Origin of the sequence: Amphritea sp. 1_MG-2023 (assembly GCF_030547545.1) — a bacterium.
In the GTDB taxonomy this organism is placed as follows: domain Bacteria; phylum Pseudomonadota; class Gammaproteobacteria; order Pseudomonadales; family Balneatricaceae; genus Amphritea.
Window position 1 is genome coordinate 136,266 of record NZ_JAUOQE010000002.1, and the last position, 23,816, is coordinate 160,081.

General features: G+C 48.2%; 19 protein-coding genes. 3 read left to right on the plus strand and 16 right to left on the minus strand.

Features of this window, described 5'->3' with window-relative positions; translation table 11 throughout:
* Positions 1-21: 21 nt before the first annotated feature.
* The 10 genes from Q4488_RS02005 to Q4488_RS02050 all read right to left on the minus strand — a co-directional run bounded on the left by Q4488_RS02005 (position 22) and on the right by Q4488_RS02050 (position 11,944).
* A complete protein-coding gene (locus Q4488_RS02005) occupies positions 22-1,209 on the minus strand; it encodes a multidrug effflux MFS transporter (RefSeq protein WP_303578776.1) in 1,188 nt (395 codons plus the stop codon).
* Between the two features lie 125 nt (positions 1,210-1,334).
* Positions 1,335-2,675: an aminotransferase class III-fold pyridoxal phosphate-dependent enzyme gene (locus Q4488_RS02010; RefSeq protein WP_303578777.1), complete on the minus strand. Its 1,341-nt coding sequence runs from the start codon at positions 2,673-2,675 to the stop codon at positions 1,335-1,337.
* 192 nt (positions 2,676-2,867) lie between these two features.
* A complete protein-coding gene (locus Q4488_RS02015; protein ID WP_303578778.1) occupies positions 2,868-3,578 on the minus strand; it encodes a helix-turn-helix transcriptional regulator in 711 nt (236 codons plus the stop codon).
* Between the two features lie 167 nt (positions 3,579-3,745).
* A complete protein-coding gene (locus Q4488_RS02020) occupies positions 3,746-5,227 on the minus strand; it encodes a tripartite tricarboxylate transporter permease (protein WP_303578779.1) in 1,482 nt (493 codons plus the stop codon).
* Positions 5,228-5,241: 14 nt separating this feature from the next.
* Positions 5,242-5,805, minus strand: coding sequence for a hypothetical protein (locus tag Q4488_RS02025; protein WP_303578780.1), 564 nt, complete (start codon positions 5,803-5,805; stop codon positions 5,242-5,244).
* A 78-nt stretch (positions 5,806-5,883) separates the two neighbouring features.
* The gene (locus tag Q4488_RS02030) at positions 5,884-6,831 is read right to left on the minus strand and encodes a tripartite tricarboxylate transporter substrate binding protein (RefSeq protein WP_303578781.1); all 948 of its coding nucleotides are present in this window, start codon (positions 6,829-6,831) and stop codon (positions 5,884-5,886) included.
* Between the two features lie 34 nt (positions 6,832-6,865).
* Positions 6,866-7,342 (minus strand): universal stress protein, encoded by a 477-nt coding sequence (locus tag Q4488_RS02035; protein WP_303578782.1) that lies wholly within the window; start codon positions 7,340-7,342, stop codon positions 6,866-6,868.
* A gap of 466 nt (positions 7,343-7,808) precedes the next feature.
* Positions 7,809-9,089 (minus strand): tyrosine--tRNA ligase, encoded by a 1,281-nt coding sequence (gene tyrS / locus Q4488_RS02040; RefSeq protein ID WP_303578783.1) that lies wholly within the window; start codon positions 9,087-9,089, stop codon positions 7,809-7,811.
* A gap of 61 nt (positions 9,090-9,150) precedes the next feature.
* Positions 9,151-10,563, minus strand: coding sequence for an aldehyde dehydrogenase family protein (locus Q4488_RS02045; RefSeq protein WP_303578784.1), 1,413 nt, complete (start codon positions 10,561-10,563; stop codon positions 9,151-9,153).
* A gap of 70 nt (positions 10,564-10,633) precedes the next feature.
* On the minus strand, positions 10,634-11,944 hold the full coding sequence (locus Q4488_RS02050; RefSeq protein WP_303578785.1) for a hypothetical protein: 1,311 nt from the start codon (positions 11,942-11,944) through the stop codon (positions 10,634-10,636).
* 950 nt (positions 11,945-12,894) lie between these two features.
* Between Q4488_RS02050 and Q4488_RS02055 the strand changes: the two genes are divergently transcribed.
* Positions 12,895-13,608 (plus strand): LuxR C-terminal-related transcriptional regulator, encoded by a 714-nt coding sequence (locus tag Q4488_RS02055; RefSeq protein WP_303578940.1) that lies wholly within the window; start codon positions 12,895-12,897, stop codon positions 13,606-13,608.
* A 58-nt stretch (positions 13,609-13,666) separates the two neighbouring features.
* Here the strand turns inward: Q4488_RS02055 and Q4488_RS02060 are convergent, their stop codons facing one another.
* From Q4488_RS02060 to Q4488_RS02075, 4 genes are all read right to left on the minus strand, one after another.
* Complete coding sequence (locus Q4488_RS02060; RefSeq protein ID WP_303578786.1) at positions 13,667-14,026, minus strand: cupin domain-containing protein; 360 nt, start codon at positions 14,024-14,026, stop codon at positions 13,667-13,669.
* 71 nt (positions 14,027-14,097) lie between these two features.
* Positions 14,098-15,378, minus strand: a complete 1,281-nt coding sequence (locus tag Q4488_RS02065) for an FAD-binding oxidoreductase (protein ID WP_303578787.1) — start codon at positions 15,376-15,378, stop codon at positions 14,098-14,100.
* A gap of 617 nt (positions 15,379-15,995) precedes the next feature.
* Positions 15,996-16,820: a MoaF C-terminal domain-containing protein gene (locus Q4488_RS02070; protein ID WP_303578788.1), complete on the minus strand. Its 825-nt coding sequence runs from the start codon at positions 16,818-16,820 to the stop codon at positions 15,996-15,998.
* Between the two features lie 246 nt (positions 16,821-17,066).
* Positions 17,067-17,936, minus strand: coding sequence for a LysR family transcriptional regulator (locus Q4488_RS02075; protein WP_303578789.1), 870 nt, complete (start codon positions 17,934-17,936; stop codon positions 17,067-17,069).
* A gap of 124 nt (positions 17,937-18,060) precedes the next feature.
* Between Q4488_RS02075 and Q4488_RS02080 the strand changes: the two genes are divergently transcribed.
* Together Q4488_RS02080 and Q4488_RS02085 are read left to right on the plus strand one after the other, a co-directional pair.
* Positions 18,061-18,432 carry a nuclear transport factor 2 family protein gene (locus Q4488_RS02080; RefSeq protein ID WP_303578790.1) on the plus strand — a complete coding sequence of 124 codons (372 nt, stop codon included), beginning with the start codon at positions 18,061-18,063 and terminating at the stop codon, positions 18,430-18,432.
* A 211-nt stretch (positions 18,433-18,643) separates the two neighbouring features.
* On the plus strand, positions 18,644-20,107 hold the full coding sequence (locus Q4488_RS02085) for an NAD-dependent succinate-semialdehyde dehydrogenase (RefSeq protein ID WP_303578791.1): 1,464 nt from the start codon (positions 18,644-18,646) through the stop codon (positions 20,105-20,107).
* Between the two features lie 120 nt (positions 20,108-20,227).
* Here the strand turns inward: Q4488_RS02085 and pabB are convergent, their stop codons facing one another.
* A complete protein-coding gene (pabB, locus tag Q4488_RS02090) occupies positions 20,228-21,619 on the minus strand; it encodes an aminodeoxychorismate synthase component I (protein ID WP_303578792.1) in 1,392 nt (463 codons plus the stop codon).
* Positions 21,620-22,851: 1,232 nt separating this feature from the next.
* Positions 22,852-23,715 carry an aminotransferase class IV gene (locus tag Q4488_RS02095; protein ID WP_303578793.1) on the minus strand — a complete coding sequence of 288 codons (864 nt, stop codon included), beginning with the start codon at positions 23,713-23,715 and terminating at the stop codon, positions 22,852-22,854.
* Positions 23,716-23,816 lie beyond the last annotated feature (101 nt).

A 23,816-nucleotide genomic window follows, 5' to 3' on the forward strand; every position in this document is an offset into this window, starting at 1 on the left:
CGCCGCGTATCAGAGAAGGGGTTATTCGCCCTGACTACCCTTGATCGCAAACAGTGAAGCGAGTAGCGCCAAGGATACCAATACCAGTGGTAGCATATTGATGCTGAATTCAATCAGCAGTGGAGTGATTTGTGCGACTAACGAGCCAATGGTTAATTGGAAAAAGCCCAGCATTCCCGTCGCGGTTGCCACCGCGCCGGCGGTCGATGAGATAGCCGCCGCTTGTGCGCTTGGCTGACTTAAGCCACGACCATAGGTATACAACGCCATTGGAATAAAGAGTGTCAAAAAACTGAAGGGAGTGAGTAAAAACAGCCCGAGCATGAACAATGCACCGATGCCTGAGAGGCTATTGCCCGCCAACATCATTCTTCGAGTGCCAACTTTCGCGGAAATCTTGCCGGCGGTCAGGCTGCCAAACCAAAAACCACCCGCCACCAGTAGAAACCAGTTACCGTAATCCGCGGAGTTACCCTGTAAAAACTCAGAGACTAAGAAAGGCGCGCTGGTCATAAAGACAAAAAAGCCGGAGGCGATCATGGTGGCCGATAGTGCACAAAAAACATAATTTCGGGATGACAGCACGGTGCCGTAGCGGGTAAAGCTTTGTAGCAGCGAGCCCGTGTTAGATTTTGCTGTTGCGGTTTCCGGCAGCGTGAAGAGGGCGCCAAGCCAAACGAGGGTGCCGAGTATCATCGATACCCAAAAGACCGATTGCCAGCCCACCGCTAAGTTAAGATAGCCGCCCATGGTGGGGGCCAGTGCTTGAGCCGAAGCGATCCCCATGGTGATATAACCAAGCATCCCGGCGGCTTTATCTTTACCATGCTGATCGAGAATAATACTACGGGCCAGCAACATCCCGGTACAGCCGCCAGCAGCCTGAAGAATACGGGCCAGCAGTAGTTGCCATACCTCAACGGCAAAGGCACCCAGTAACGCACCCAAAATATGCAGCATAAATCCCCAGAAAAACACTGGCCGACGGCCATAGCGATCGGCTAATGGGCCGCTAATCAGTTGACCAATGGCCAACGTGAGCAGATAAAAGGTAAAACCTAACTGGATTGTAAATGGGCTGGTATCGAACTGCTCAGCCAACACGGGCATCACCGGCGCATAGAGGTTGAGCGCCACGGGACTGGCAATCGCCATTCCGGCTAACAATAAAATGGGAGTTTTGACTTGCGCGGTGGAAGAGGTTGGCATAGTGGGGTTATCGTTCTGTCAGGCTTGCTTGAAAATACTTAATAAGTTAACAGAATACACCCGTAGAACTGAGATCACCAGTAAAACGGGTAATCTCAGCGGTTTCTATCGATATGTTTTAGCGCTTATCGGTCGATCTCACTAAAGCCTTTTTGTAGGGCGTAAACGATCTTATCGACCTCTTCTGTGCCGATAGTTAACGGCGGCGAGAGAATGATCTTAGTGCCAACTGGGCGTACAATAACACCTTCACGCAGGGCTACAGCCGCGATTTGATTAGCAAAGCCAGACATCGGATCGATTGGCTCGCGGGTGGTCTTATCGGTGACCAAGTCGATCGCCAGCATCAAGCCCTTACCGCGTAATTGACCGACGGATGGGAAGTCACTCAGGGCATTGGTCAACTTGGTTAACATCTCCTGTCCCTGAACGGCAGCATTGGCCGGAAGGTCTTCATCTTGGACAATCTTCAGGTTAGCAATGGCAGCGGCACAAGCGACTGGATGGCCAGAATAGGTATAACCATGCATCAGAGCACCGGTGAAGCTTTGGCAGTTTTCGATCCCTTGTGCTACGCGTTCATTGATGACGGTTGCGCCTAATGGAATGTAACCGGAGTTGATGCCTTTCGCGAAGCACTGAATATCCGCAGCAACGCCCCAACCCCGGACACCAAACATGTTACCACTACGGCCAAAGCCCGTGACGACTTCATCGGCGATCAGCAATACGCCGTATTTATCACAGACAGCACGAATCAGTGGCCAGTAGTTAGCCGGAGGAACGATAACGCCGCCAGCCCCTTGAATTGGTTCAGCAATGAACGCCGCTACGGTGTCAGGCCCTTGGAAAAGAATTTCTGCTTCCAGTTGTTTCGCACAGAGGTGACCCAGCTCTTCAGGGTTCTCGCAATTCCAGGGATTGCGGTATAACCAAGGAGTATCGATATGCACACAGCCTGGCAACATTGGTTCATAGTTAGTACGGAAGACAGTGTTACCGTTGACCGAAGCACCACCGAAATGAACGCCATGGTAGCCTTGTTTAAGGGAGATATACTTGTAGCGCTGAGATTGGCCGATTGCTTTCCAGTATTGGCGAGCAACTTTTAGCGCGGTTTCAACGGCGTCGGAGCCGCCTGAACTAAACATCACTTTGGCCATGCCTTCCGGCTTAGTCATCTCGATGATCATATCGGATAGCTCAAGCACCCGTGGGTGGCTGATACCATCAAAGATCTGGAAATACTCGAGTTCATCCAGCTGAGCTTTAATGGCATCTTTAATTTCGCTGCGGTTATGACCGGCGTTAACGTTCCATAAGCCACCGACACCGTCGACTAGCCAGTTACCTTCACGATTCTGAACATAGTTACCGTCACCCTTAACAATTTGAATATGGTTGCGGGCATTGGGATCACCAGGGTGAACCATTGGGTTCCACAGGGTTTGCTTGTTTTCACTCATTTGATAACTCCGGATGCTTCTTGTTGTCAGAGCCGCAGCCATACAGCGATATGCACATGTTGACGTATGAACACAGGCTACGGGGTTAGATTTATTATGAATTGATCAAGCGAGGAGGGTATCAACCAGAAGGTTGATATAGGTGGGTCTCTGTTCACCTCATCCCTGAGGTCGGTGTCTATGGGGCAGAAATTAATGAAGGTTATAGAGCAATGATGTTATTTCAGTCTTACTGTTTACGCCGGTTTTGGTGAAGATATGTTGTAGGTGAGTTTTAACGGTTGCCAGGCTGCAATCAAGGCCTGAAGCGATGCTTTTATTCGGCAACCCCTGACTGACCAGTTCGACCACCATGCGCTCTTTTGGCGTGAGTTGGTATTGATCGCAAAACAACTGAAACTGACTATGCTTTGGTGCGGCTAGGCTTTGTTCCAGTGAGAACTGCATAAACTGGTGTAGTTGGTTCGCTTTACGAATATCTTCCATACGCATTTCGGGTTGCTGTTTGGAGGTAAACAGAGCGAAGCCGGCGATCAGTTGATTATCTACCCGCAGAAACAGCTCGACAATATCTTGCACGCCCCAAGGCGAGACGAAATCGCGGTAATAGGGGTGGTTATAGCGCTCTTGAGTATTGACCAGGTCATTCATTTTAACGACCGAGACATCGGCCTGTTCGACAAATTGAGTCGGGTGCAGCGGATCGAGCTTATAAAAGGTATCCATGTATTGTCGATGCATGGCGGGTTGAAGCTGCCATGTTTTATAACAGATCGGCTTACGCTGGTTGTCCACTAAATAGGTGGCAGCCTTGGAAACATTGAGCACACTGGTCAGAAGTTTCAGACATTCGTCTTGAAAATTGTATAGGCCAGCGGGGTAAATATTATCGTTTTTTTGCATTACCAGCTCCTGATTCTCAACCAAGAGAAACAGAGTACGATAATTAACCAGCAAAAACAACTTAATATATTAAGTTAAAAGCGTGTTTATTTGGACATACAAAAACGCCTGATCATCGTTGTTATCCAACAGGGATCAGGCGTCAGTGGGTTATCGCATCGGGGAAGTTACCCTGAGCGTTTGGTTTTATAGTTACTCCATAGATAGACCGTAATCGATAACACAATCAGAGACAGCAGTGTCAGACTGATCGGACGGCTAATAAAGATACTCAGGTCGCCGTCGGCAACACCCATCGCTTGGCGAAAACGGGTGAGAAAAACCGGCCCGAGTACCAGCCCTAGAATGATCGGAACCGCAGGGATATCATTTTTACGTAATACATATCCAAACACTGCAAAGCCTAAGGCGATCAGAGCATCGGAGAACTGGTAGTTTTGGCTATAACTACCGACAAACCCCAGCACGAGTATAAAGGCGCCGATAAAGCGTCCCCGAATGCGGGTTAGATTGACGATCCATTTGGTCGCAAAAGTGAGGTAGACAAACACGACGATGTTCATCAAAAACAGCGAGATATAAAGCCCAGAAATAAACTCGGGGCGTTCGGCAAAGAGGGCTGGGCCCGGCACATAGTTATGTACCATGAATACTGCCAACAGCATCGCCATTAGCGCATCAGCGGGAATGCCGAATGCCAGTAAGGGGATCATCACGGAGGCTGTGACCGCATTATTGGAAGTTTCTGAGGCGATAATACCTTCAGGAGCGCCATGGCCAAATTTTTCCGGTGTCTTGGAGAATTTTTGCGCCAGCGTATAGGAAAAGAACTGCGAACCAAATTCGCCCACCCCTGGCAATAGTCCCATGACAACCCCTAAGGCCGCAGAACGGATGACGGTGATCTTGTGCTTTAACAACACGCCGAAGCCGCCAAATAGCCCTTCACCTTCGAGTTTGGTGACACTGGAATCATTTTCACGGACAGAGAGCAGTACAAAGGCTTGTGACATGGCAAACAGGCCGATCACGGCTGGCACCAATGGGATACCGTTAATTAGCCATTCTTGATGAAAGGTGTATACCTGCGTACTGAATGACCGATCTAGACCGATAGTGCCAAGGAACATACCGAGCCCCAACATCATTGCCGCTTCGACAACATGTTTACGGTGGGCTAGCACGACAAAAATCATCCCAAGAGCCGCCAGCATTGCAAATTCAGCTGAGCCAAACAGCCGAGCAATTTGAGACAGCATCGGTGCCAGCAGCACGAGCGATAGCACGCTGATAATGCCGCCAACAAAGGATGAGGTGTAAGCAATAGAAAGGGCTTTCTTACCTTCGCCACGCAAGGTCATCGGATAACCATCATAGGTGGTTAACACGGCCACAGGGGTGCCCGGTGTATTCATTAGAATGGCCGGTATCGCACCGCCATACCAGGCACCACCGTAGACCCCTAACAATAGGGATACACCGGCAAGAGGTTCCATTGAAAAACTCAGCGGCAAGAGAATGGCAATGACACCCGCAGGTTCAAGGCCTGGTATTGAGCCAATGGTAACGCCGATCAGTGCACCGATAATAATGGCCAGTAACACATTGAGTGTACCGACTTCGTTTAAACCTAATAGTAGGGTTTCCATATCAAAGTTACGTCTTATAGATATTGGTTAGCAATGTCAGACCAGCTATCCGGTAGCAGGCTGTACAGCCATACATCCGGCAACCACAGGCTGACACCGACACGGAAAATCAAGATCATCGCCGCGAGAGTTCCCAGCGTCGCCAGAAACCAAGTGCGATTCAGCAGGCGAGATAGCCACAACAGAGTTGTGGTAAACAGCAGAGTCGAGAGTGTAAAACCCAATACCGACAGCGAATTGATATAGACAAAGAAAAGAACTGCCGAAATCAGAGCGGTACGGTAGCTACTGAGGGTTTCGAATAGAGACTCGATAACGTTCCAGCGCTTAAGGAAGCCATCGTTGATGGATTGAATAACCCGCACACTGGTAAAGATGACTAATAGCGATAGCCCCACGGATGATCCAAACATTGGCTGTAAAAACCAACCTCGCTGGGTGTGAATCAAGGGCGTTTGAAAGGGTAATAAACACAGTAATATCAGTGCTAGTGCGAGGATACACCAGTAGATGCCATAACGTTTTTCCTGAGGCAGCTCGTCGGTATCATTGTCGGTGTTATTTACCAGACTACTCATGAGTTAGACCCTTATTATTTTGAATTAGCAGGGAGAGACTGCAGCGAACCGAAGTGGAGGCTGCAGTCATTGTAGGCATTACTCTTTCATGTACTCCAGTAACGCTTTAGAGGCTTCATAGTCATTGGCGACCACGTCTTCAGCGAATTTGCCGCCGATCCAATAAATACCAGCACCGGTGGTGGCACTAAGCTCTTTAACCCGATCGCTGGAAAGAGCTTTCTCAGCAATCTCACCGATACGCTGCTTAACTTCTTCAGGTGTACCTTTCTTCACAAACAGGCCATTCCAAGTCGTTTGGCTTATACCGGTTTGTTCATTTAGTGTGGCAACATCAGGCGCAATGCTGAGGCGATCGCGGGTTAGCGATGCGAGCAGCTTAACATCGCCGGATTGCAGGCATGAAAGAATCAGCTGTGTCGTGGTGTTAATGACATCAGCATCGCCATTTGCAAGGGTAGAGCAGTCAAGCAAATCGAAAGCGGCATCAGAGGAAAATTTTATACCCTCTTGGGCAGCGGCTTTAAAGGTGACTGCAGTTGGCAGTGCCTGATAGCCAAAGTGACCTAGAGATATATTGTGAGTCTGGGAGTATTCGGCTAGTTCTTCAATGTTGTTGTATTTGGAGTCAGCTTTAGTGGCCAGCACAAATGGGTAATCGAGGAAGATACCAATAGGCTCAAATGAATCTTTGTCATATGGGGCATTACCGGATAGCAGATGGGTGGTAAGAATATCGGCCACAAATGAGCCGATGGTCAGGCCATCAGCCCGAGCACGGGCGACGTTAGAAGCCCCCACAATACCGCCACCGCCAGGTTTGTTTACGACAGTCGCAGGCTTATCCGTTTCTTTTGCCATCTCTTCCGCAATTATGCGGGTCAAGATATCTTCAAGATCACCCGGAGGCCATGGCACTACGAACTTTACCGGGCGGTTAGGGTAGTCGGAGGCATTTGCAACTGAACCGATAAATGGAGCCGTTGCAAGTGCAGCCAGAGCACAGATCTTTATTATTCTCTTCATGGGCATTCCTCTAAGTTTTTTCGGTTGTTATAAATTATTTTTTCTTTAATGGTACGATCAGTACAGGGATCTCACTATGGTGAATCACCTTTTGGGCTGTTGAGCCCAGAAAGACGCGAGACATGGACGAGGTTTCTCTATCTCCCATAATGATCATGCTTGCATTCAGCCGCTTAGCCGCTTTCAGGATAACCTGATCGGGCTTGCCAGGCGAAACCTGAATTGTTGGTTCATAAGGCAGCTCGAAATCATCCTCGAGCTCACTGTTAAGAAATGCTTCTATGCGCTCGCCGATACGTTTCTTGAAACTGTCGATCAATTGTTGCTTATGTTTTTGCGATGCATTGACCGGCAAGAAATCGTCGATAAAATCATCCATCGGTTCGAGTGCGTGCAGGAATACGATACGTGCGTGGTTATTAATGGCCTGTTTGACGGCCATCCGAAACGCCGGTCGGCTGCCTTCAGTGATATCACTGGCGTACAGAATGGTGTCGATGTCAGGTAGCATATTAATAGTCCGTTTGAATTTTTCTTACATCTCATTACAGAGCAAAATGCCGCCACTGAATATCAACCATATGGTTGATCGGGCTTTTATACGATCTTTATCAGCAGCAGAGCCAGCCGTCTCATCCGTTTGTGCAATTTACCGCTGTGCAACGGCGATCGGTTTCTGTTGCTGTCTGTAATCTATTTAAGCGGATTTGATAGGGGGGGCTCTATCGGCCAAAGGGTTGAGAAGGGTAAGTTAAGGACAAAAAAAAGAGCTTACCGGGGTAAGCTCTGAAAAGCCTTCAACAGAAGACGTGCGAAGCGACGCACTCACTGGATGTTGTTGCAAGTCTATCCATGGTGTCAGTAGTACGCTGCCTGTCAAGCCAGAACAACAGACTATGCTATTAAGCCTGTTCGTTACGCCGTTCGGTATCGACCAAAGGGTTGAGCCAAGGTTGCTGTTACCACCGAGCGAACCATTAACTTTGGTTAAGGCAGGCTAGCGTGAACTGTTTCTTGCCCCGACGTAGCAGCACAAATCGTTGATGCAGTGCCACGGCCTGAGTAATCGCTTGATCGGCATCTGTGGCGGTTACGCCATTCAGTTGTACCGCGCCGGCAGCGATGAATTCTCGCGCCTGACGGCGAGAGGAAGCCAGATCTGAGCTGACCAGTAGATCCGTCAAGGTCATGGGCAGGCTCACCTCGCAGCAGGGCAAACCATCCTGTTCGAGTTGTTGAAACTCCGCCTGGTTTAAGTCCTCGACTTGACCACTAAACAGCGCGCTGGAGATTCGTTGAGCCTGTTCAAGGGCGCAATCACCATGCACGAGGCGGGTCATCTGTTCGGCTAGAATACGTTGCGCTTCGGGTTTTTGTGCCCGCTGTTGATCATCTTGCTCTATTTGCTGAATCTCTTTTAGAGATAAAAAGGTGTAATAACGCAGAAATCGATACACATCGGCATCGGCGGTATTGAGCCAAAACTGGTAGAAACCATAGGGCGAGGTCTTGTGTGGGTCGAGCCAGATAGCGCCGGATTCGGTTTTACCAAACTTGGTACCATCGGCTTTAGTGATCAGCGGTAAGGTTATGCCGAATACCGATTGTTGATTGAGGCGACGGGTTAGATCAATGCCGGCGGTGATGTTACCCCATTGATCATTACCGCCAATCTGTAGCGTGCAGTCATAGCGGCGATTCAGTTCGGTAAAGTCGTAGGACTGAAGCAAACTATAGGAAAATTCAGTAAACGAGATGCCTTGATCAGGGCGTTCGATACGTTGCCGCACGGACTCTTTATTAATCATCGCATTGACGGAGAAATGCTTACCGATATCACGCAAAAAAGACATGATATCCATGCCGGCCATCCAATCGCCATTATTGGCAATGAGGGCGGCATTATTCGTCTTATCAGTATTGATAAAGTGGGATAATTGATGGCTAATGCTTTGAATCCAACGATCGACGGTTTCGGCCGTGTTGAGGCTGCGCTCAGTCGCTTTAAAGCTTGGATCACCAATCATGCCGGTGGCACCACCAATCAGTGCGACGGGGCGATGGCCTGCCAGTTGAAACCGCTTCAACATCAATAATGGCACGAGGTGGCCAATATGGAGGCTGTCTGCGGTAGGATCAAAGCCACAATAGAGCGTGCGGGGCGGTTGTAGGTGTTCAGCCAGTGTATCGATGTCGCCACTGTGTTGGGCGATCAGTCCTCGACCCTGAAGGTCATTGAGTAACGTGTTATCGGTCATTTGGGTGTCATTATCGGTAATTTAACAGTAAGCGGGGCGTTTACCCCGCAACGGACAGCGATTATTTGTTGATATTGATAACCTGCAGACGGGTATATTCGAGCATCCCTTGTTCGCCAAACTCGACACCGAATCCAGACATTTTACAGCCACCAAAGGGTGCGTGCGGCAGTACTTCGGCATGGCCATTGATCCACGCGGTACCACATTCAAGGCGGCTGGCTAATTGCGTCGCGGTGTCAATATCCGCCGACCAGATAGAGCCGCCAAGGCCTACATCGGCTGCATTAGCGCGGGCCAGCGCTTCTTCAACATCCTGATAACGGATAATTGGCAGTACTGGGCCAAACTGTTCTTCATCGACTAAGCGAGTGCCGTCAGTGATATCGGCGACCAGGGTTGGTGGGAAGAAGTAGCCAGGGCCCGCTAGTCGTTCGCCGCCGCACAAAATCCGAGCGCCCTGTGCTTTAGCATCATCAACCAAGGCGGTGACGATTTTTAATTGATTCGCATTCTGTACGGGGCCAAAGGTCACCTCGGCGTCCAGACCATTACCGACTACCTGCGCTTGGGCCAGTTCGACCAACTTGTTACACAGCGCATCATAGATATCATCATGGACATAGAGGCGTTTAAGGGCTGCGCAGGTTTGTCCCATATTCAGGAAGGCGGTTTGAAAAATACCTTCGGCCACGGCATCAACATCGACATCAGGTAAAATAATCGCCGCATCGTTACCGCCAAGTTCTAATGTCAGGCGTTTAAGGTTGGTGGCGGCGCTGCTCATAATCCGCTGACCGGTAGGTGTTGAACCGGTAAAGACTATTTTGCTGATACCGGGGTGGCTGCTGATCGCGCCGCCGATTTCCGCTTGGCCTGTGACCACATTGAGCACCCCCGCAGGCAGGACTTGGTTGATCAACTCTACCAGTCTGAGGGTGTTCAGTGGGGTATATTCAGAGGGCTTGCAAACAACCGTATTACCGGTGCGCAGGGCCGGCATGATATGCCAAATGGCGATCATTAAAGGCCAGTTCCAAGGGGTAATAGAGGCGACAACACCCAATGGCTTATGATGTGCTTCAATCCGCTTATGCTCGCTGTCTTCGATAATGTCGACGGGGATTGGAAGGTCGGCATTGTAACGGGTCCAAGCGACGGCACCGGCCACTTCTGCATGGGCAAGAAACATCGGTTTGCCCTGTTCCAAGACAATGATCTCAGCCAGTTCATCGGCATTGGCGGCGATAACATCCGCGATGCTGTGCAACAGCGCCTGACGTTCGGCATCAGGGGTGTGTTGCCAAGATTTAAACGCTTCGGCAGCGGCCTCGACCGCCTGATCGAGCTGATCAACAGAGGCCAGTGGGGCAGACGCAACCACCGTTTCAGTTGCCGGGTTAATAACATCAAAATTTCCGGCGGCTCCGGCTACTTTTTCGCCATTGATGGTTAATGAAAATGAGGTCAGCATCTTGATTCTCCTGAAGACAAGAGAGCCCTGCATAGACAGGGCTCTATTATCGTTATATGGATATAGCTTTTTAGAAAGGTACGATGGCCAGTACCTGAACATAGGTATTGGTATTGGTATTACCTTGGGTGTTATTAGCAGATTTTGGAGTATAGAGACCGACAAGAGGACTGATAATTAAGTGCTCATTAACCACCCATTCTGCCCAGATATCAACTTCATCTGCATCATTGTCTCCGCTATTGGCCGCAGTATCTTCATACTTGAAATACATTACACCAACAGTGAGTGTCTCAGCGGGGTGTGCTGTTACAGAAAAATAATGAATATCTGAATCCGTTGCAAATGGGCCTGCATAGCTTGCGGCAACTTCCCCCTGGAACCAGGTACCGTATCCACGATTGAAGCCGTAAAATAATGGATCATATCCTGTATCGTAACTGGTTAAGCGGTAGTTAACGCTTGGTGACCATGGAATATCGGCAAAGGTCCAGCCTGCTTCGGCATACCATGCGTTGGTATCAGCACCGGTCACGCCATTTTCTTGGGTTGTATATTCGGAGGACAGGAACAGGTTTTCAACACCGGCATTACCTTGGTAACGAATACTCGTTGTTGTTTGACCGTCGCGACCTTCATGGCCATTAAATGCGGCTTCGTTAGCATTAACACCGAGACCTTTCACGTGTAGCAGACCGAAAGTACCGTGATCAGCAGTATATTCTAGGTTTGCACCTGCAAGCTCCATGCTTGATTGTCCTGGATTGTCTGATTTAAGCCAGAATAGATCAGAGCGAAGACCGGTTTCAGGGCCTGCTCTTAGTACGAAGGTGTTGTCGAATGCGCGTCGACCGCCCAGCCAGTATGCACCACCATTATCCAGACTAGTGCCATAATCATCAAAACCTTCTCCTAAATTCAAGGCGTCGCCATTGATGATGAAACCGTCACCAAAAGAAATATTCTGACGACCTAAAGAGATCTCAAACATATCTGTTCGGAACCCTGCATAGAGGTCCTCAATTTCAGTATGGCGTTCTTCACCTGTAGTAAATCCGGCAGCATCACCATCCCCCCAGGTTCCTGTACTCATAGCATTGATTGCACCAAAAAGTGATCCGCTATTTCCGACATCAAAACTGCCTGAAAAACCATATTTGGCATAGGCTTCTGTCCATGCAGGGGACTCTTTAGTTTGTGATCCGATTGGGTAATTTTCTTCACTACTAAAATATCCAGCAATGATTTCAATATCCAGATTGAGTTCTTTGCCATCATCTTTAATTAGGTTGTAGGCAGAGGCAGAACCTGAAGCCAGGGCAATCGCTGAACCCAAAGCTACAGCGGAAAGCTTTTGTTTAAAGTGTTGCGTCATCGACATGATCCTCCGAGGGATTCTTGGTATTTTTTTATGGCAGCGGTGGTTACTGAAGGGGTAGATAACCACACATGCTGCAGCTTTATTCGACCTGTTATCCGGTTTAAAAGTAATCAACCTTATGGTTGATAAGTGGGGCTTGTATTTTTATTCAGGTTCTGGAAGGTTACTGATGAGGGAGCTGGTTAGTGTATGGCACTGTATAAAAATGTATTTCCCAATGAGTTTCAGCGTAAAGCGTTGGAGTTAATTTATGATCTGGCTCACTCTCAGTGAACAATTTTTTCTGATAGAACCGGAGATGCATCACCGGGGGTAGGTGTTTATAGTCGATGCACCGGCATTGAAAAGCAGTCCGATACAGCTTGTGGCAAAATGGATCAGCTTAGTCCGAAGCGATGTCAGTCATACCGATGACTGGGTGGTGACTCTGGATTTGTAGATGTCTCCGTATATCCTCAAGCAGGCAATTTATTATCAGGAATTTATAGTGTTGAATAATCATCGTTATGTGGCAGATATTTTTTAGCTATGACAGCCGTGTTATCCATGTGGCGTGAGGAATTATAGCGAGGTTGAGTTAGCACTAGTGCTAAGCTACAGACGTTTTTCGAATACAGTCTGAATGCTTTTATATGCCACAGCGAACTGGTAGCAAACGTTCTTTAGGATCGTCAGGGATCGTGTTTTAAGATAGATGTGATCATTTCCCCAGAGCCGGATGATGTGTAGCTCAGGCTGAGACACTATCGACTTACTCATAGCCGACTTAATGGTTTTATTGGTCTTTTCATCTGCGAGAAGGTGAGAAGCATGATGAGTAAAGAAAGCGGAGTAATGTTATGACGCAGTAGCCAGCGCATTCATTTTCTTGCCAACTTATACTGTATGGTGTAGAACTATTAATATATTAAGTAAGCTAGAGTGATAATATAACCTGATGAGGTACTGTGATGATAGCCGGTCTTAAGGTAACACAATCCAGTCTATCGTCTCTCCAGGATGAGAGTCTCAAACTTTTTACTGACGTATTTGGTATTCAAAAGGCGGCCGCCTATATGGTTGATAGCGGCTCGAAAATGTTTTCGTTTAAAAACTTCAACTTACAAACAGCTATGCAGCGGGAATATCTCGAGCATTTCCACCATTTAGATCCGTTCCATCCAAGCAATGTTGAGGATGAGGCGGCTGTTCAGCGATTGAGTGATGCGATTGCGTGGCATAGGCGGAATGACGACCCTTACTACTCCAAATTTCTGAACCGCTGGGGGATCGATGATACGATAGAAGTATACCTTCATTCTGAAGGGCGTATTGTCGCTGGGTTATCACTTTTTTTGGATGAGGGGGTTAGTGAGCTGCTGAGTGCGGATATGAAGCGAATCGAGAGCTTACGAAGATTCTTACAGTTCTCGATAGAGAACTATCTTGAATCACCTCAGCGGCGTAACTTTGAAGCGGTTTGTGACGAATACCATTTGACTGCCAAAGAGCGCGTAGTGCTGGAGCACGTTATTCAGGGCTTACCCCATAAAAGTATTGCAAATTGTTTGTGCTGCAGCTTGTCTACAGTAAAAACACACCTTCAGAATATCTTTGAGAAAATGGCGGTGCGTAGTAAAGCAGAAATAATTTCATTGCTTTACAGTCAACTAAACTATCATTGATGATCTGAAAAGAACTCCGCCCTCTTATTCAGGGCGGGGTTCTTTAAGGCAAAACGAATCAGAAAATTGCCAGATAATGTTTTACCATCTCATCTGACTCAATAATCCAGTCCAGATTTTCACCTTTTTCTATATACCAGCTCTCACCCGGGTCAAACGTCTTGCGTTCGCCACTGATGTTATCAACCAGTGTCACACACCCTTTAACCAAAGTCGCGTGTTCGGCAAAAGTGTGATCAACCTGGAACTTGCCTTGTGTGCAGGCAAAAATACCCAGGATCTGCGGATCGCCTTCCTGACCCACCAGTGCAGCGCCACTCGCCTGAGGGGCTCCTTCGAGTACTTTGGCCCCGAGATTAGCTACACTGCCAAACGGGGTAAGTTCAGTGGTATTTACTTTATCATTCAATATCAGCATCGTTGTTTCCTCTTTAGCACAATTGTTCAATGAATGGCGCACAGATCTGGCGCAATCCACCAGTGGGTAGTTCAGTGAAACTTCGCTTCAAGCTGGTGCCAGCATTTTCCTGCGGTCACCCAGAGGGCGTTGAGCGGACCTGCAGCGAATATGTTTGGATGTTTAATTCTGGACAAAATATCGAAGTTGCCCGGTTCGCCGCAGGCTGCGCCGGCCAGTGATTTGGCCACCAGGTGAGAGGGCCCAACTCCGAAGCCCGCGTAAGCCTGAGCGAAGTAGACATTCGGATGGCTCGGTAGCTGGCCGACTTGCGGGAACAGGTTTGTGCCCAAGGCCATACGGCCACTCCAGCTGTAGTCCACCTTAACATCGCCCAGTTGCGGAAATACGTTGCGAAGATTTTTGCGCAGGTGGCTCTCCAGATCCCTGGGCAGGTACTCCATAAAGTGGGTAGCACCGCCAAACAACAGTCGGTTATCCGCACTGATACGGTAGTAGTCAAGGACTGGGCGGTTATCACAGATCGCTGCCCTGGCGGGCATAAATTGTTGAATCACATCCTCAGTGAGAGGCTCTGTGGCGATGCTGAATGCGTTCGTTGTGACGAACCGTTTGTCAAGAATAGTATCAAGACCGTCAAGGTAGGCATTGCATGCATAAACCAGCTTGTTCGCGGTGACCTTGCCGCCCGGCGTATGCACAATGACCTTGTTGCCTTTTTCGATATGCGTTACGGGGGTCGACTGAAATATACGTGCCCCCAGTGCTTGTGCAGCCTGAGCCTCGCCAAGCACCAGGTTCAGCGGGTGAAGGTGGCCAGAGCCTTTGTCCAGCAATCCGCCGATATAGCGATTGCTGCGAACAACCTGGTTCAGCTCCGTGCCTTTTAATAGCTGTGTTTCGAACGGGTATTGCTGCTGCTTCAGGAACGTTTGCAAACCTGCCAATGCATCCAGTCGTTTCTGATCGTAAGCCACGGTGCAGTAGCCCCAGTTGAAATCGCACTCAATATTGTATTGATCAATACGGCTTTTCAGCGTTTGAATGGCCTCAAGCCCCATGCTGTAAAGCTGTGCAAACTGTTGGTCTGTCAGTTGCTTTTTGATCAGCTCCGGGTCATGACCTATTCCGCAGATTGCCTGACCACCATTTCGGCCAGAGCCGCCCCAGCCGATCTCACGGGCTTCCAGCAAAATTACATCGACACCGCGCTCAGCAAGCTCAAGAGCCGTATTGACTCCGGTAAAGCCGCCGCCAATGACACAGACTTCTGCTGTTTGATCCGAGGTTAACGCACTCGCGTCCAGGGAATATTGTGTGCTCGCTGTATAATAGGAGTTGATATCGTTCATAACGTCACCAGAAAAGACGGAAAAGTCACCCAATCCGCGTTGTTTAGTCTGGCTTCTATATTGAGCGCCGCCCCGGCCTCTGGGTATCGACCACATGGACGAATTTTCGCGAAGCCGTGGCTGTATTGTCAGAGTCTGCTGGTGAACATGGAGTCAATGGAGAGAAATTCTGGTACCGGTTGTGTCGTGGTCAGGCAGTAAGGATTTTCAATTACAAACAGTCTGAACTCACCATAGAATTTAGATTGATGAGCCTTCTATGCTGTTGCTTTTGGTTAAATCTTCCGCAATGTTAGAACCGTACATTTTGTTACTTGCGTGGCTGTTTAAGGCAGACTGTGATTGGGTCGCTACCCAGAGTTTATAAAGTCGTGCCTACCAGATCAGCAGAATAGGGAGCAGAGGGTGGGGGGACGTATTTTTATGAATTGATCACTGCTTTACGAACAGGATAAACGCCTATGAGAGTATCAACTGCCACAGGTTATTCCTCCCATGTTTGCCAGAGGTATTTAAAAACGACTGATCTCTGCGTGGTTTTTGATTTGACATCAATAACCAAAAGACATTCAGCCGTTTTGTTTACGGCTTCATGAAAAACTTGGGTTAGCTAGCAGCTATTTTTGAAGACAAGGGTATGCAGTTGCATTCAGCTTCAATGCTTTTGCGCCAACTTTAAAATTGCTCAGTTGATCCGTATCTTCACCCTGGTAGCCAACAATCTTTCCACACGTACGCATTGCCTGAAAATCGACCAGTAATACCCCAACTGTTGGAATGATCTTTTCCTCCCAGACAAACAGATATAAATCTTCAGCAACTTTTCGGTAAGAGCAATAGTCAGTGTCACATAAACCAACTTCATTACCTTTTAAGCAGTTCCAGGTGTATGCATTCTGTCGTAGATAAATATGTTCATACACTTCATCATCTGTATAAGAATATTCAACTCGCCAGTTCAGTAATTCATCAGTTTCCGGATGAATTGCCTGATCATCTGCAGTAAATTCCCTATCTACAGTGGCACGTGCAAAATCTACTTTAACGGCGCGAAGATTTTCGCCAGATAAAGCCCGATACAAAATTGGACGTTCGATCTCTTCACGACTTGGCATTACTGATATAACTGCAGTCGCGACACCTTTATTCAGATCTAATGCAAGAGATACTGTCGTTCCAGCTTCCGATTTTTTTTCGAAGTCAATAAAGTAAATGCCTGAGCGTGGATTAACACAAGTATAACTTTCTGTGTAAGTCTTTTCATCACTCTGAATAGTCCAGTTCAATTCACTTTCAGTAATAAAGTCATGCTTTATCACCCAGCCATTCTCAAAATTAAAATTGAAACTCTTTCCTGCTAAATCGTTTACGTTATCAAGGTTGTTGGCCCCAAAACCGTGAGACAATTCATCCACTGAAATCCAATTTGCCTTTTCACTCATGTCTATCACTCCGAACTTTAATTAGTCGCTCATTATTTACTGATCCTGATGGCAATATATATCGACCGTGTGGCCGATGCTGACTACACAACTAGGCCGCGGCGGTAAACCAAGACGTGGCCTTCGAATACACGGCGGCGATTGAGATCGCTAGAAAAAGCGCAAATATGCTGGAATTGAAACTAGGGGATAGGTGCCGTTATTCTGCTTACCGAGAAGGTCGATGACGATCATCATGGATGTCCATTACTGACTGATCGTTACCGGCAATAGACTGCTGAGCTGCTGCTCTATCGAGGCTAGGCAGACTGACACGCTGAGTGGCAGCAAATTGTTATAAGGGTGTAATGCATAGACGGGGTTAATGGGGAGCTGGTAGTCGCTAAAGATTTCTCTGATGGATGATCTTGACTGCTCAAGTAAGAAGTCTGGTATTAGGCCAATACCCGCGCCTTCATGGATGAGCGTGGTAGCGGTGTTGAACGAATCAACTTTGCACAATGTGGAGGGTGAAAATTCAAATTTATCGTCTGTTTGGCGATGCAAAAATTGATGATGGATCGCCGAGCCTTGCCAAATATTAGCGATATACAGCGTATTTTCATTCACGCCTTGCTCGATTATATCGGCGGCGGCACAGAGAACATCTCTAAATTCGCCAATACGTCTTTGCTTTAATGTACTACTGCCCGATTCACCCACCCTTATCGCTAAATCTATATCATCAGCGACGATCGCCAACGGTTGATCGCTACTCAGTAGTTCAACGTTAAGTAATGGATGCTGCCTGATGGTGCGAGCGATAGCGGGGGCAATTAATGAACTCATTAATGCGTCGGGTGCAGTGATTCTTACAATTCCTTGAGCCTCTGCACGCGTACTTTTTGCTTCCTGCCATGCGGTATCGGCAAGGCGATTGAGTTCTCGGCAGTGATGGTAGAATGCTTTTCCTGCCTCCGTTAATGTCTGCCGTCGCGTCGTGCGCTTCAAAAGGGCGATGCCCAGTGCCTGTTCAAGCCCCGTGAGATGCTGACTAATAACGGATTTGGACAGCTGAAGGTGCTCAGCGGCTGCGGTAATAGAGCCCTGTTCGACGACGTGTGCAAAAACCGACATATTGCGTAGCTGAAGCATTTTATTGTTCGCTAAAATGAAACAAACAATTCTGATCTGTTTGTTTTTTCGTGTCAATCATCCCTTTATGCTGATGTCAGATTATTCAATAAATCGGGGAAACAGCATGTCGACAGCAAATGAATTAGCACTCTGTAAAGAGGGTATTAGTGCTTGGCAACAAGCCTTTAACAACCAAGATGCAGAAGGCTGTGCAGCGCAATATACGCAAGACTCTGTGATGGAGGCTCGCCCTTTTGGTCTATTCAATGGTCGGAGTGAGATTCAAGCATTCTGGCAAGGGATCATCGATCAAGGGTTCGCAGAGGTTGAGTATTCAGATGTTAAATGGGTCGAAGCCGAGGGCGGTTATCTATTAAGTTCGCGCTGGACGATGAATAAAGCCTTCGGGGTTGTTCACCGTGAATTATGGGTGATTGATCGTGATGGTAAGGCCCGTTTAGCGGATGACTTATTTGAAGTACAGGGTGAACGATAACGAAGCGTAGAGTCATAGTTGAGATTCTCGATCACCTTTTAGCGACGCTGAAGTGAGCATGCTTGAAGAAACGAAATGTCATTTTAAAGAGAAATAGCGGTGCCGATAACTTAACATGTTAACTAATGTTGTGTATTATCGACCCATAGATCGATTCCAATGGGTCGGTGCCAACGGGACACGCTGCCCGATAACGTTAAACGAGATTGCTATGAAATTAGAATTGAATGACAGCTCTTTGCTAAAGACTAAGGCGTTTATTAATGGGCAGTGGGTTGATGGTGATACGGGCGAAAGCTTCTCCGTGCTTAACCCTGCAACCGGTGCAGTGGTGGCTGAAGTGGCCAGTGTGGGTCAGGCGGAAACAGCTCGCGCGATTGCGGCGGCGGATGCCGCGATGCAGAGCTGGAAAGCGCTGCCCGCTGGTCAACGTTCTGAGGTGTTGGAGCGCTGGCATGGGCTGATTATCGACAATATCGATGATTTAGCGGCCATTATGACGATTGAGCAGGGTAAGCCGGTATTCGAGTCAAAAGGTGAGGTGCTTTATGGTGCCTCTTATCTGAAATGGTTTGCCGAAGAAGGCAAGCGCATCTATGGCGATATTCTGCCATCGGCAGGCGACCGTCGTAGTATCGTAATCAAGCAACCGGTGGGTGTGGTCGCGGCTATTACACCTTGGAACTTCCCTAATGCGATGATCACCCGTAAGGCGGCTCCCGCGTTGGCTGCTGGCTGTGCCATCGTATTGAAGCCTGCCGGAGAGACACCGCTGTCGGCATTGGCGTTGGCTGAGCTGGCTAGTCGTGCTGGGTTGCCTGCCGGTCTGTTCAGCGTGCTGCCGAGCGCTCGTTCCTCTTCCGTGGGTGGTGAAATGACATCCAATCCAACGGTTAAAAAGCTGACCTTTACTGGTTCGACCCCGGTGGGCAAGCTGCTGATGAAGCAGTGCGCCGATACGGTTAAACGGACCTCTATGGAACTGGGCGGCAATGCCCCTGTGATTATTTTTGACGATGCCGATCTCGATTTGGCGGTCAAAGGTGCGCTGGTTTCTAAATACCGTAATTCAGGTCAGACCTGCATCTGTGCCAACCGCTTGTTAGTGCAAGAGGGTATCTATGATGCGTTTGTCGAAAAATTTGCGGCAGCCGTTAAGGAGTTTCGTTTAGGCTTTGGTTTCGATGCTGACACCACGCATGGGCCGGTTGTCTCTGCTAAGGCGTTAGGTGATATCGATACCATTGTGCAGTCTGCGGTTAAGCAGGGTGCTAATGTCGTGACCGGTGGTAAACCATCCGCGTTGGGTCACTGCTTTTATGAGCCGACCATACTGACTAATGTCGATGACAGCATGAATATCTTTTCTGAAGAGATCTTTGGGCCGGTTGCGCCGGTGTTTAAGTTCAGCACTGAAGAGCAAGCGATTTCGATGGCTAACGATACCGAGTTTGGTTTGGCGGCTTATGTGTTTACTGAAAATGTCGGTCGTATCTGGCGCGTATCTGAAGGGATTGAATATGGTATGGTCGGTGTCAATGAGACGGCGATCAGTTCTGAAGTGATCCCTTTTGGAGGCGTAAAAGAATCCGGTCAGGGCCGTGAAGGGTCTAAATATGGTTTGGATGATTACTTGGAAACTAAATACATCTGCATGGGCGGTTTACAGCGCTAAGTTCACGTCTTTACGGTGACGCTAGTGATAGCGTCACGATAAACATGCGTCGTCGAGAGGATGGTTAATCATCATGCTCGGGGACGCTTTTTTTGTTTTGCGTTTTGTCAGCAGTGACGATCACTGCTGTATTATTGTTTCTTCCAGCGGTGATAATAGGTTGTTGACCTTATCGTACGTTTCTTGATATTCCTCACTGACTTCTGAGTCTGCCACAATCCCGCCACCGGCCCAGCAATGAATGTCGCCGTTTTGACAGATTAAGGTGCGAATGGTGATGCTGGTATCTATCTGCCCAGAAAAACTGAGATAGCCGATAGAACCACAGTAAACTGAACGCCGATTAGGCTCGAGCTCTTCGATAATCTCCATCGCACGAATTTTAGGTGCGCCGGTGATCGATCCCCCCGGGAAGCTGTGCTCGAGGAGTTCTATCGGGCTTTTATCGGGGCGGAGTTTACCGGTGATGGTGCTGACAAGATGATGGACGTTCGCGTAGGATTCCACGGCAAACAGTTTGGGGACTCTGACACTGCCGTGTGCGCAAACCTTACTGATATCGTTGCGCATCAGATCGACAATCATGAGATTCTCTGCACGATCTTTCTCGCTATCATGCAGTGCTAGTTTCAGTTGCGCATCCAACGCCGGATTATTGCCCCGTGGACGAGTCCCTTTAATTGGTTTGGTGGTGACGCGGGCATCGCGGACTTCAAGAAACTGTTCTGGCGAGTGCGATAAAATGGCGCCGTTGGCGGTTTCTATATATGCAGAATAGGGCGTAGGTGCATGCTCTCTAAGCCGTTTATAGGCATGCCAAGGATCGCCCTTATATTGACTGCTGAAGCGCTGAGCAAAATTGACCTGATAGCAATCACCTGAATGAATATAGTCATTGATACGTTCAAGCGAGGCGTAATAGTCCGCTTTGCTCATATTGCTTTCAAAGTGATGGCTGAGGGTAAAGTCATCCGCTAGTTCAGTCGTATCCTGAGTAAGCTGTTGTAAAATCGTGCGGGCTTGAATCTCATCAATCAGCGGAGTGGTGAGTAACACGGCCGTTTGATGTTGATGATTTACGATCACTGCCCAGCTGTAGATACCGACCTGCATGTCGGGCAGATCAATATCGCAGTGGGTTTGTTCCGGCAGGGTTTCAAGACTACGTCCCAAGTCATAGGCAAAGTAACCGAGTATCCCGCCGCAGAAAGGCAGGGCCTTGATATCCGACTGCTGAGGCGCAGGGCAGCTCGCCTGATATCGATTGAACAGCGCTTGCAAATGGGTAAAAGGGTTACCGTCTAGCTGTTCTTCTGAGGCTGGGTGGCGAATTCGGGTGACTCGATTCTGATAACTGAGTTGCGCCGCGGGATCAGCCGAGAGGATATCATACTGTCCGTACAGACTGGCGGGTTTGCCACTATCGAGAAACACCGGTGCCGGTAAGTGCCGGATACGTTCAAAGTAGGGAATAGAGCTGGGTAAATAAGGGAGTGGAAAAGTTCTGTACACCCGAGAAACCTTCGTTCTTGCCTGTCTTAGATAAGATCAGCCGTTGTTATGTTCGCGACTCGTTAAGCGATAGCCGTGCCGTTAAGTTAGGGTGGTTGACCCTCGTTATTAATAACCGTGTAACCATTATCATGTTTAAGCCCTATAAAGGTGACTTAACGCGAAGAAATTAGTTTCGATTGTATCTGGCTGAGGTAGTTAAAGCGAGACGTTAGTGAGTTTTTAACGCTTAGCTTAGGGAAGGTGCGAATAAGTCTGTTATGTTCTCTGCGGACATTAGAATGGCCAGATACGCGAAAGCCAGTGCAGCGAAATGTCTGGACCTTTTGAAGCTGGCTGACAAAGTAGATGACCATTCTAATATCCGCCCTTTGGGGCTTTCAGAGAAGCAGGATCTCAGCGTTAACATTTTTCGACGTACAACCAGTATGCCTGTAACGGTTGCCTTGATCTCCAGCTTCTCTGTCAGCCAGAGGCGTAATTGACTTATTCGCACCTTCCTTAGATTAAAAACCAAGAAAGTGCTCCTGCTTGTTAATATACCGGCCTAATAGGCATTCATTTTTTGAGTGCGAGAGCGTTATGATCAATCAGCTACAGGAGAAATGCCAACAGTCGTTATTGTTGAGACTCAGTTCTGTTGTTTGCGAGGCTGTTGCCCCATTTGTGGTCAGCCATTATTTTCGGAGTGATGTCTCGGGCTAGCATCGGTGTGCTGTTAATCTTCGCAGCGAGTGATTAACAGCAAGCGTTTGTGCAACATCCGAAAGCGGCGCTGAAGCAATCTTTAAAAAAACTGATGGTGATGAGGTTACGGTGTCATTGGGGGGCTTCTTAGCTAACGGATATCACAGCGGATAGCTACTTGCAGACGAAACGCATTATCTGGCGAAGATACATAGCCGAACCTGTACGGTGTTTAGCAACGACTCGTCAGTTTGCTCTGCTAACCTTATCGATTAACCTCGTATGAGCTGCTTTCTAGCCTTTTCCTGATTTTTATTACTGCTTGAATTGAGCTAAATAAACTCTATGGCTGCGGGTGTGTTACGGGATTAATGAGGGGCCTCTATCGCATAGGGTAGGCGGGTGTGGGCAATAAACAAAAAGGCCCGATAACGGTACACCGTCATCAGGCCTTTTTTGTAGCGCTGCAATCATATAGTGATCGATTAATTACTCAATGATCGAGCTTAGTAGTCGAGCTTAGTAGTCGAACTTAGTAGTCGAACTTAGTAGTCGAACTTAGACGCTGTGTAGATCTTGAATGCTTTTTCCCAGATCTCGCCTACTTCACCGTTACCAACAGGCTTGCCGTCTAGCTTGGTGACCGGTGCAATCTCTTTAGAAGAGCTGGTGATCCACAATTCGTCAGCATTACGGACTTCATCCATTGTAACGGTGCGTTCTTCCAATGTCAGAGAGCCGTCTGCCTTGATGCTGTCGATGATGATGCGACGAGTAATACCCGGCAGGATCTGGTTGTCCTGAATAGGGGTGCTAATAACGCCATCTTTAACGATGAAAGCGTTGCATGAACTACCTTCAGTCAGTTCGCCTTTGGCATTGAATAGCAGTGCTTCATCGTTGCCGCTAGAGTGACCTTCCTGATAGTGGATCACGTTACCCAGCAGAGCTGTCGATTTGATGTGGCAACGCTGCCAGCGCAGGTCTTCAGTTGAGATCAAGCTGTATTGGTGTACCTGTGTGCGATCAGTAGGTTCAGGGGTCTTGATACCAAATGCGAAGCAAAAAATGGTTGGCTCAACGCTTTCGGGGTAAGCGTGGTTACGCTTAGTGTCAGTACCACGAGAAACGTGCACATACACACCGAGGTTTTCACCTAGGTCGCTGTTTTTAGCAATCAGATCGTCAAGCAGGGTCTTCCACTCGTCAGCGGTGTGGCTGTTTTTGATCTCGATGGTCGACAGACCCTTGATCATACGGTTGATATGAGGCATCAGGCCTACAGATTTACCGTTGTAGTATGGAATTACTTCATAAATACCATCGCCAAACAGAAAGCCGCGATCCAGTGGAGAGATGCGGGCTTCTTCTAGTGGCAGGTATTCGCCATTCAGGTAAGCAATGCTCATATTAACCTTCCTTAAACGTGTTAGGGACTGTGCCTAGCAGGCAGCCACAGACAATAAACCAAGCCTGTGTCACCTTATAGCAAGGTCCAAAATTATTTGAC

Coding starts and splice junctions, on each gene's coding strand:
- Q4488_RS02055 (WP_303578940.1), top strand. CDS start 12,895: ATGATAGCCGGTCTTAAGGTAACACAATCCAGTCTATCGTCTCTCCAG.
- Q4488_RS02065 (WP_303578787.1), bottom strand. CDS start 15,378: ATGAACGATATCAACTCCTATTATACAGCGAGCACACAATATTCCCTG.
- Q4488_RS02070 (WP_303578788.1), bottom strand. CDS start 16,820: ATGAGTGAAAAGGCAAATTGGATTTCAGTGGATGAATTGTCTCACGGT.
- Q4488_RS02030 (WP_303578781.1), bottom strand. CDS start 6,831: ATGAAGAGAATAATAAAGATCTGTGCTCTGGCTGCACTTGCAACGGCT.
- Q4488_RS02075 (WP_303578789.1), bottom strand. CDS start 17,936: ATGTCGGTTTTTGCACACGTCGTCGAACAGGGCTCTATTACCGCAGCC.
- Q4488_RS02095 (WP_303578793.1), bottom strand. CDS start 23,715: ATGAGCATTGCTTACCTGAATGGCGAATACCTGCCACTAGAAGAAGCC.
- Q4488_RS02050 (WP_303578785.1), bottom strand. CDS start 11,944: ATGTCGATGACGCAACACTTTAAACAAAAGCTTTCCGCTGTAGCTTTG.
- Q4488_RS02010 (WP_303578777.1), bottom strand. CDS start 2,675: ATGAGTGAAAACAAGCAAACCCTGTGGAACCCAATGGTTCACCCTGGT.
- tyrS (WP_303578783.1), bottom strand. CDS start 9,089: ATGACCGATAACACGTTACTCAATGACCTTCAGGGTCGAGGACTGATC.
- Q4488_RS02085 (WP_303578791.1), top strand. CDS start 18,644: ATGAAATTAGAATTGAATGACAGCTCTTTGCTAAAGACTAAGGCGTTT.
- Q4488_RS02025 (WP_303578780.1), bottom strand. CDS start 5,805: ATGAGTAGTCTGGTAAATAACACCGACAATGATACCGACGAGCTGCCT.
- Q4488_RS02005 (WP_303578776.1), bottom strand. CDS start 1,209: ATGCCAACCTCTTCCACCGCGCAAGTCAAAACTCCCATTTTATTGTTA.
- Q4488_RS02035 (WP_303578782.1), bottom strand. CDS start 7,342: ATGCTACCTGACATCGACACCATTCTGTACGCCAGTGATATCACTGAA.
- Q4488_RS02080 (WP_303578790.1), top strand. CDS start 18,061: ATGTCGACAGCAAATGAATTAGCACTCTGTAAAGAGGGTATTAGTGCT.
- Q4488_RS02020 (WP_303578779.1), bottom strand. CDS start 5,227: ATGGAAACCCTACTATTAGGTTTAAACGAAGTCGGTACACTCAATGTG.
- Q4488_RS02045 (WP_303578784.1), bottom strand. CDS start 10,563: ATGCTGACCTCATTTTCATTAACCATCAATGGCGAAAAAGTAGCCGGA.
- Q4488_RS02015 (WP_303578778.1), bottom strand. CDS start 3,578: ATGCAAAAAAACGATAATATTTACCCCGCTGGCCTATACAATTTTCAA.
- Q4488_RS02060 (WP_303578786.1), bottom strand. CDS start 14,026: ATGCTGATATTGAATGATAAAGTAAATACCACTGAACTTACCCCGTTT.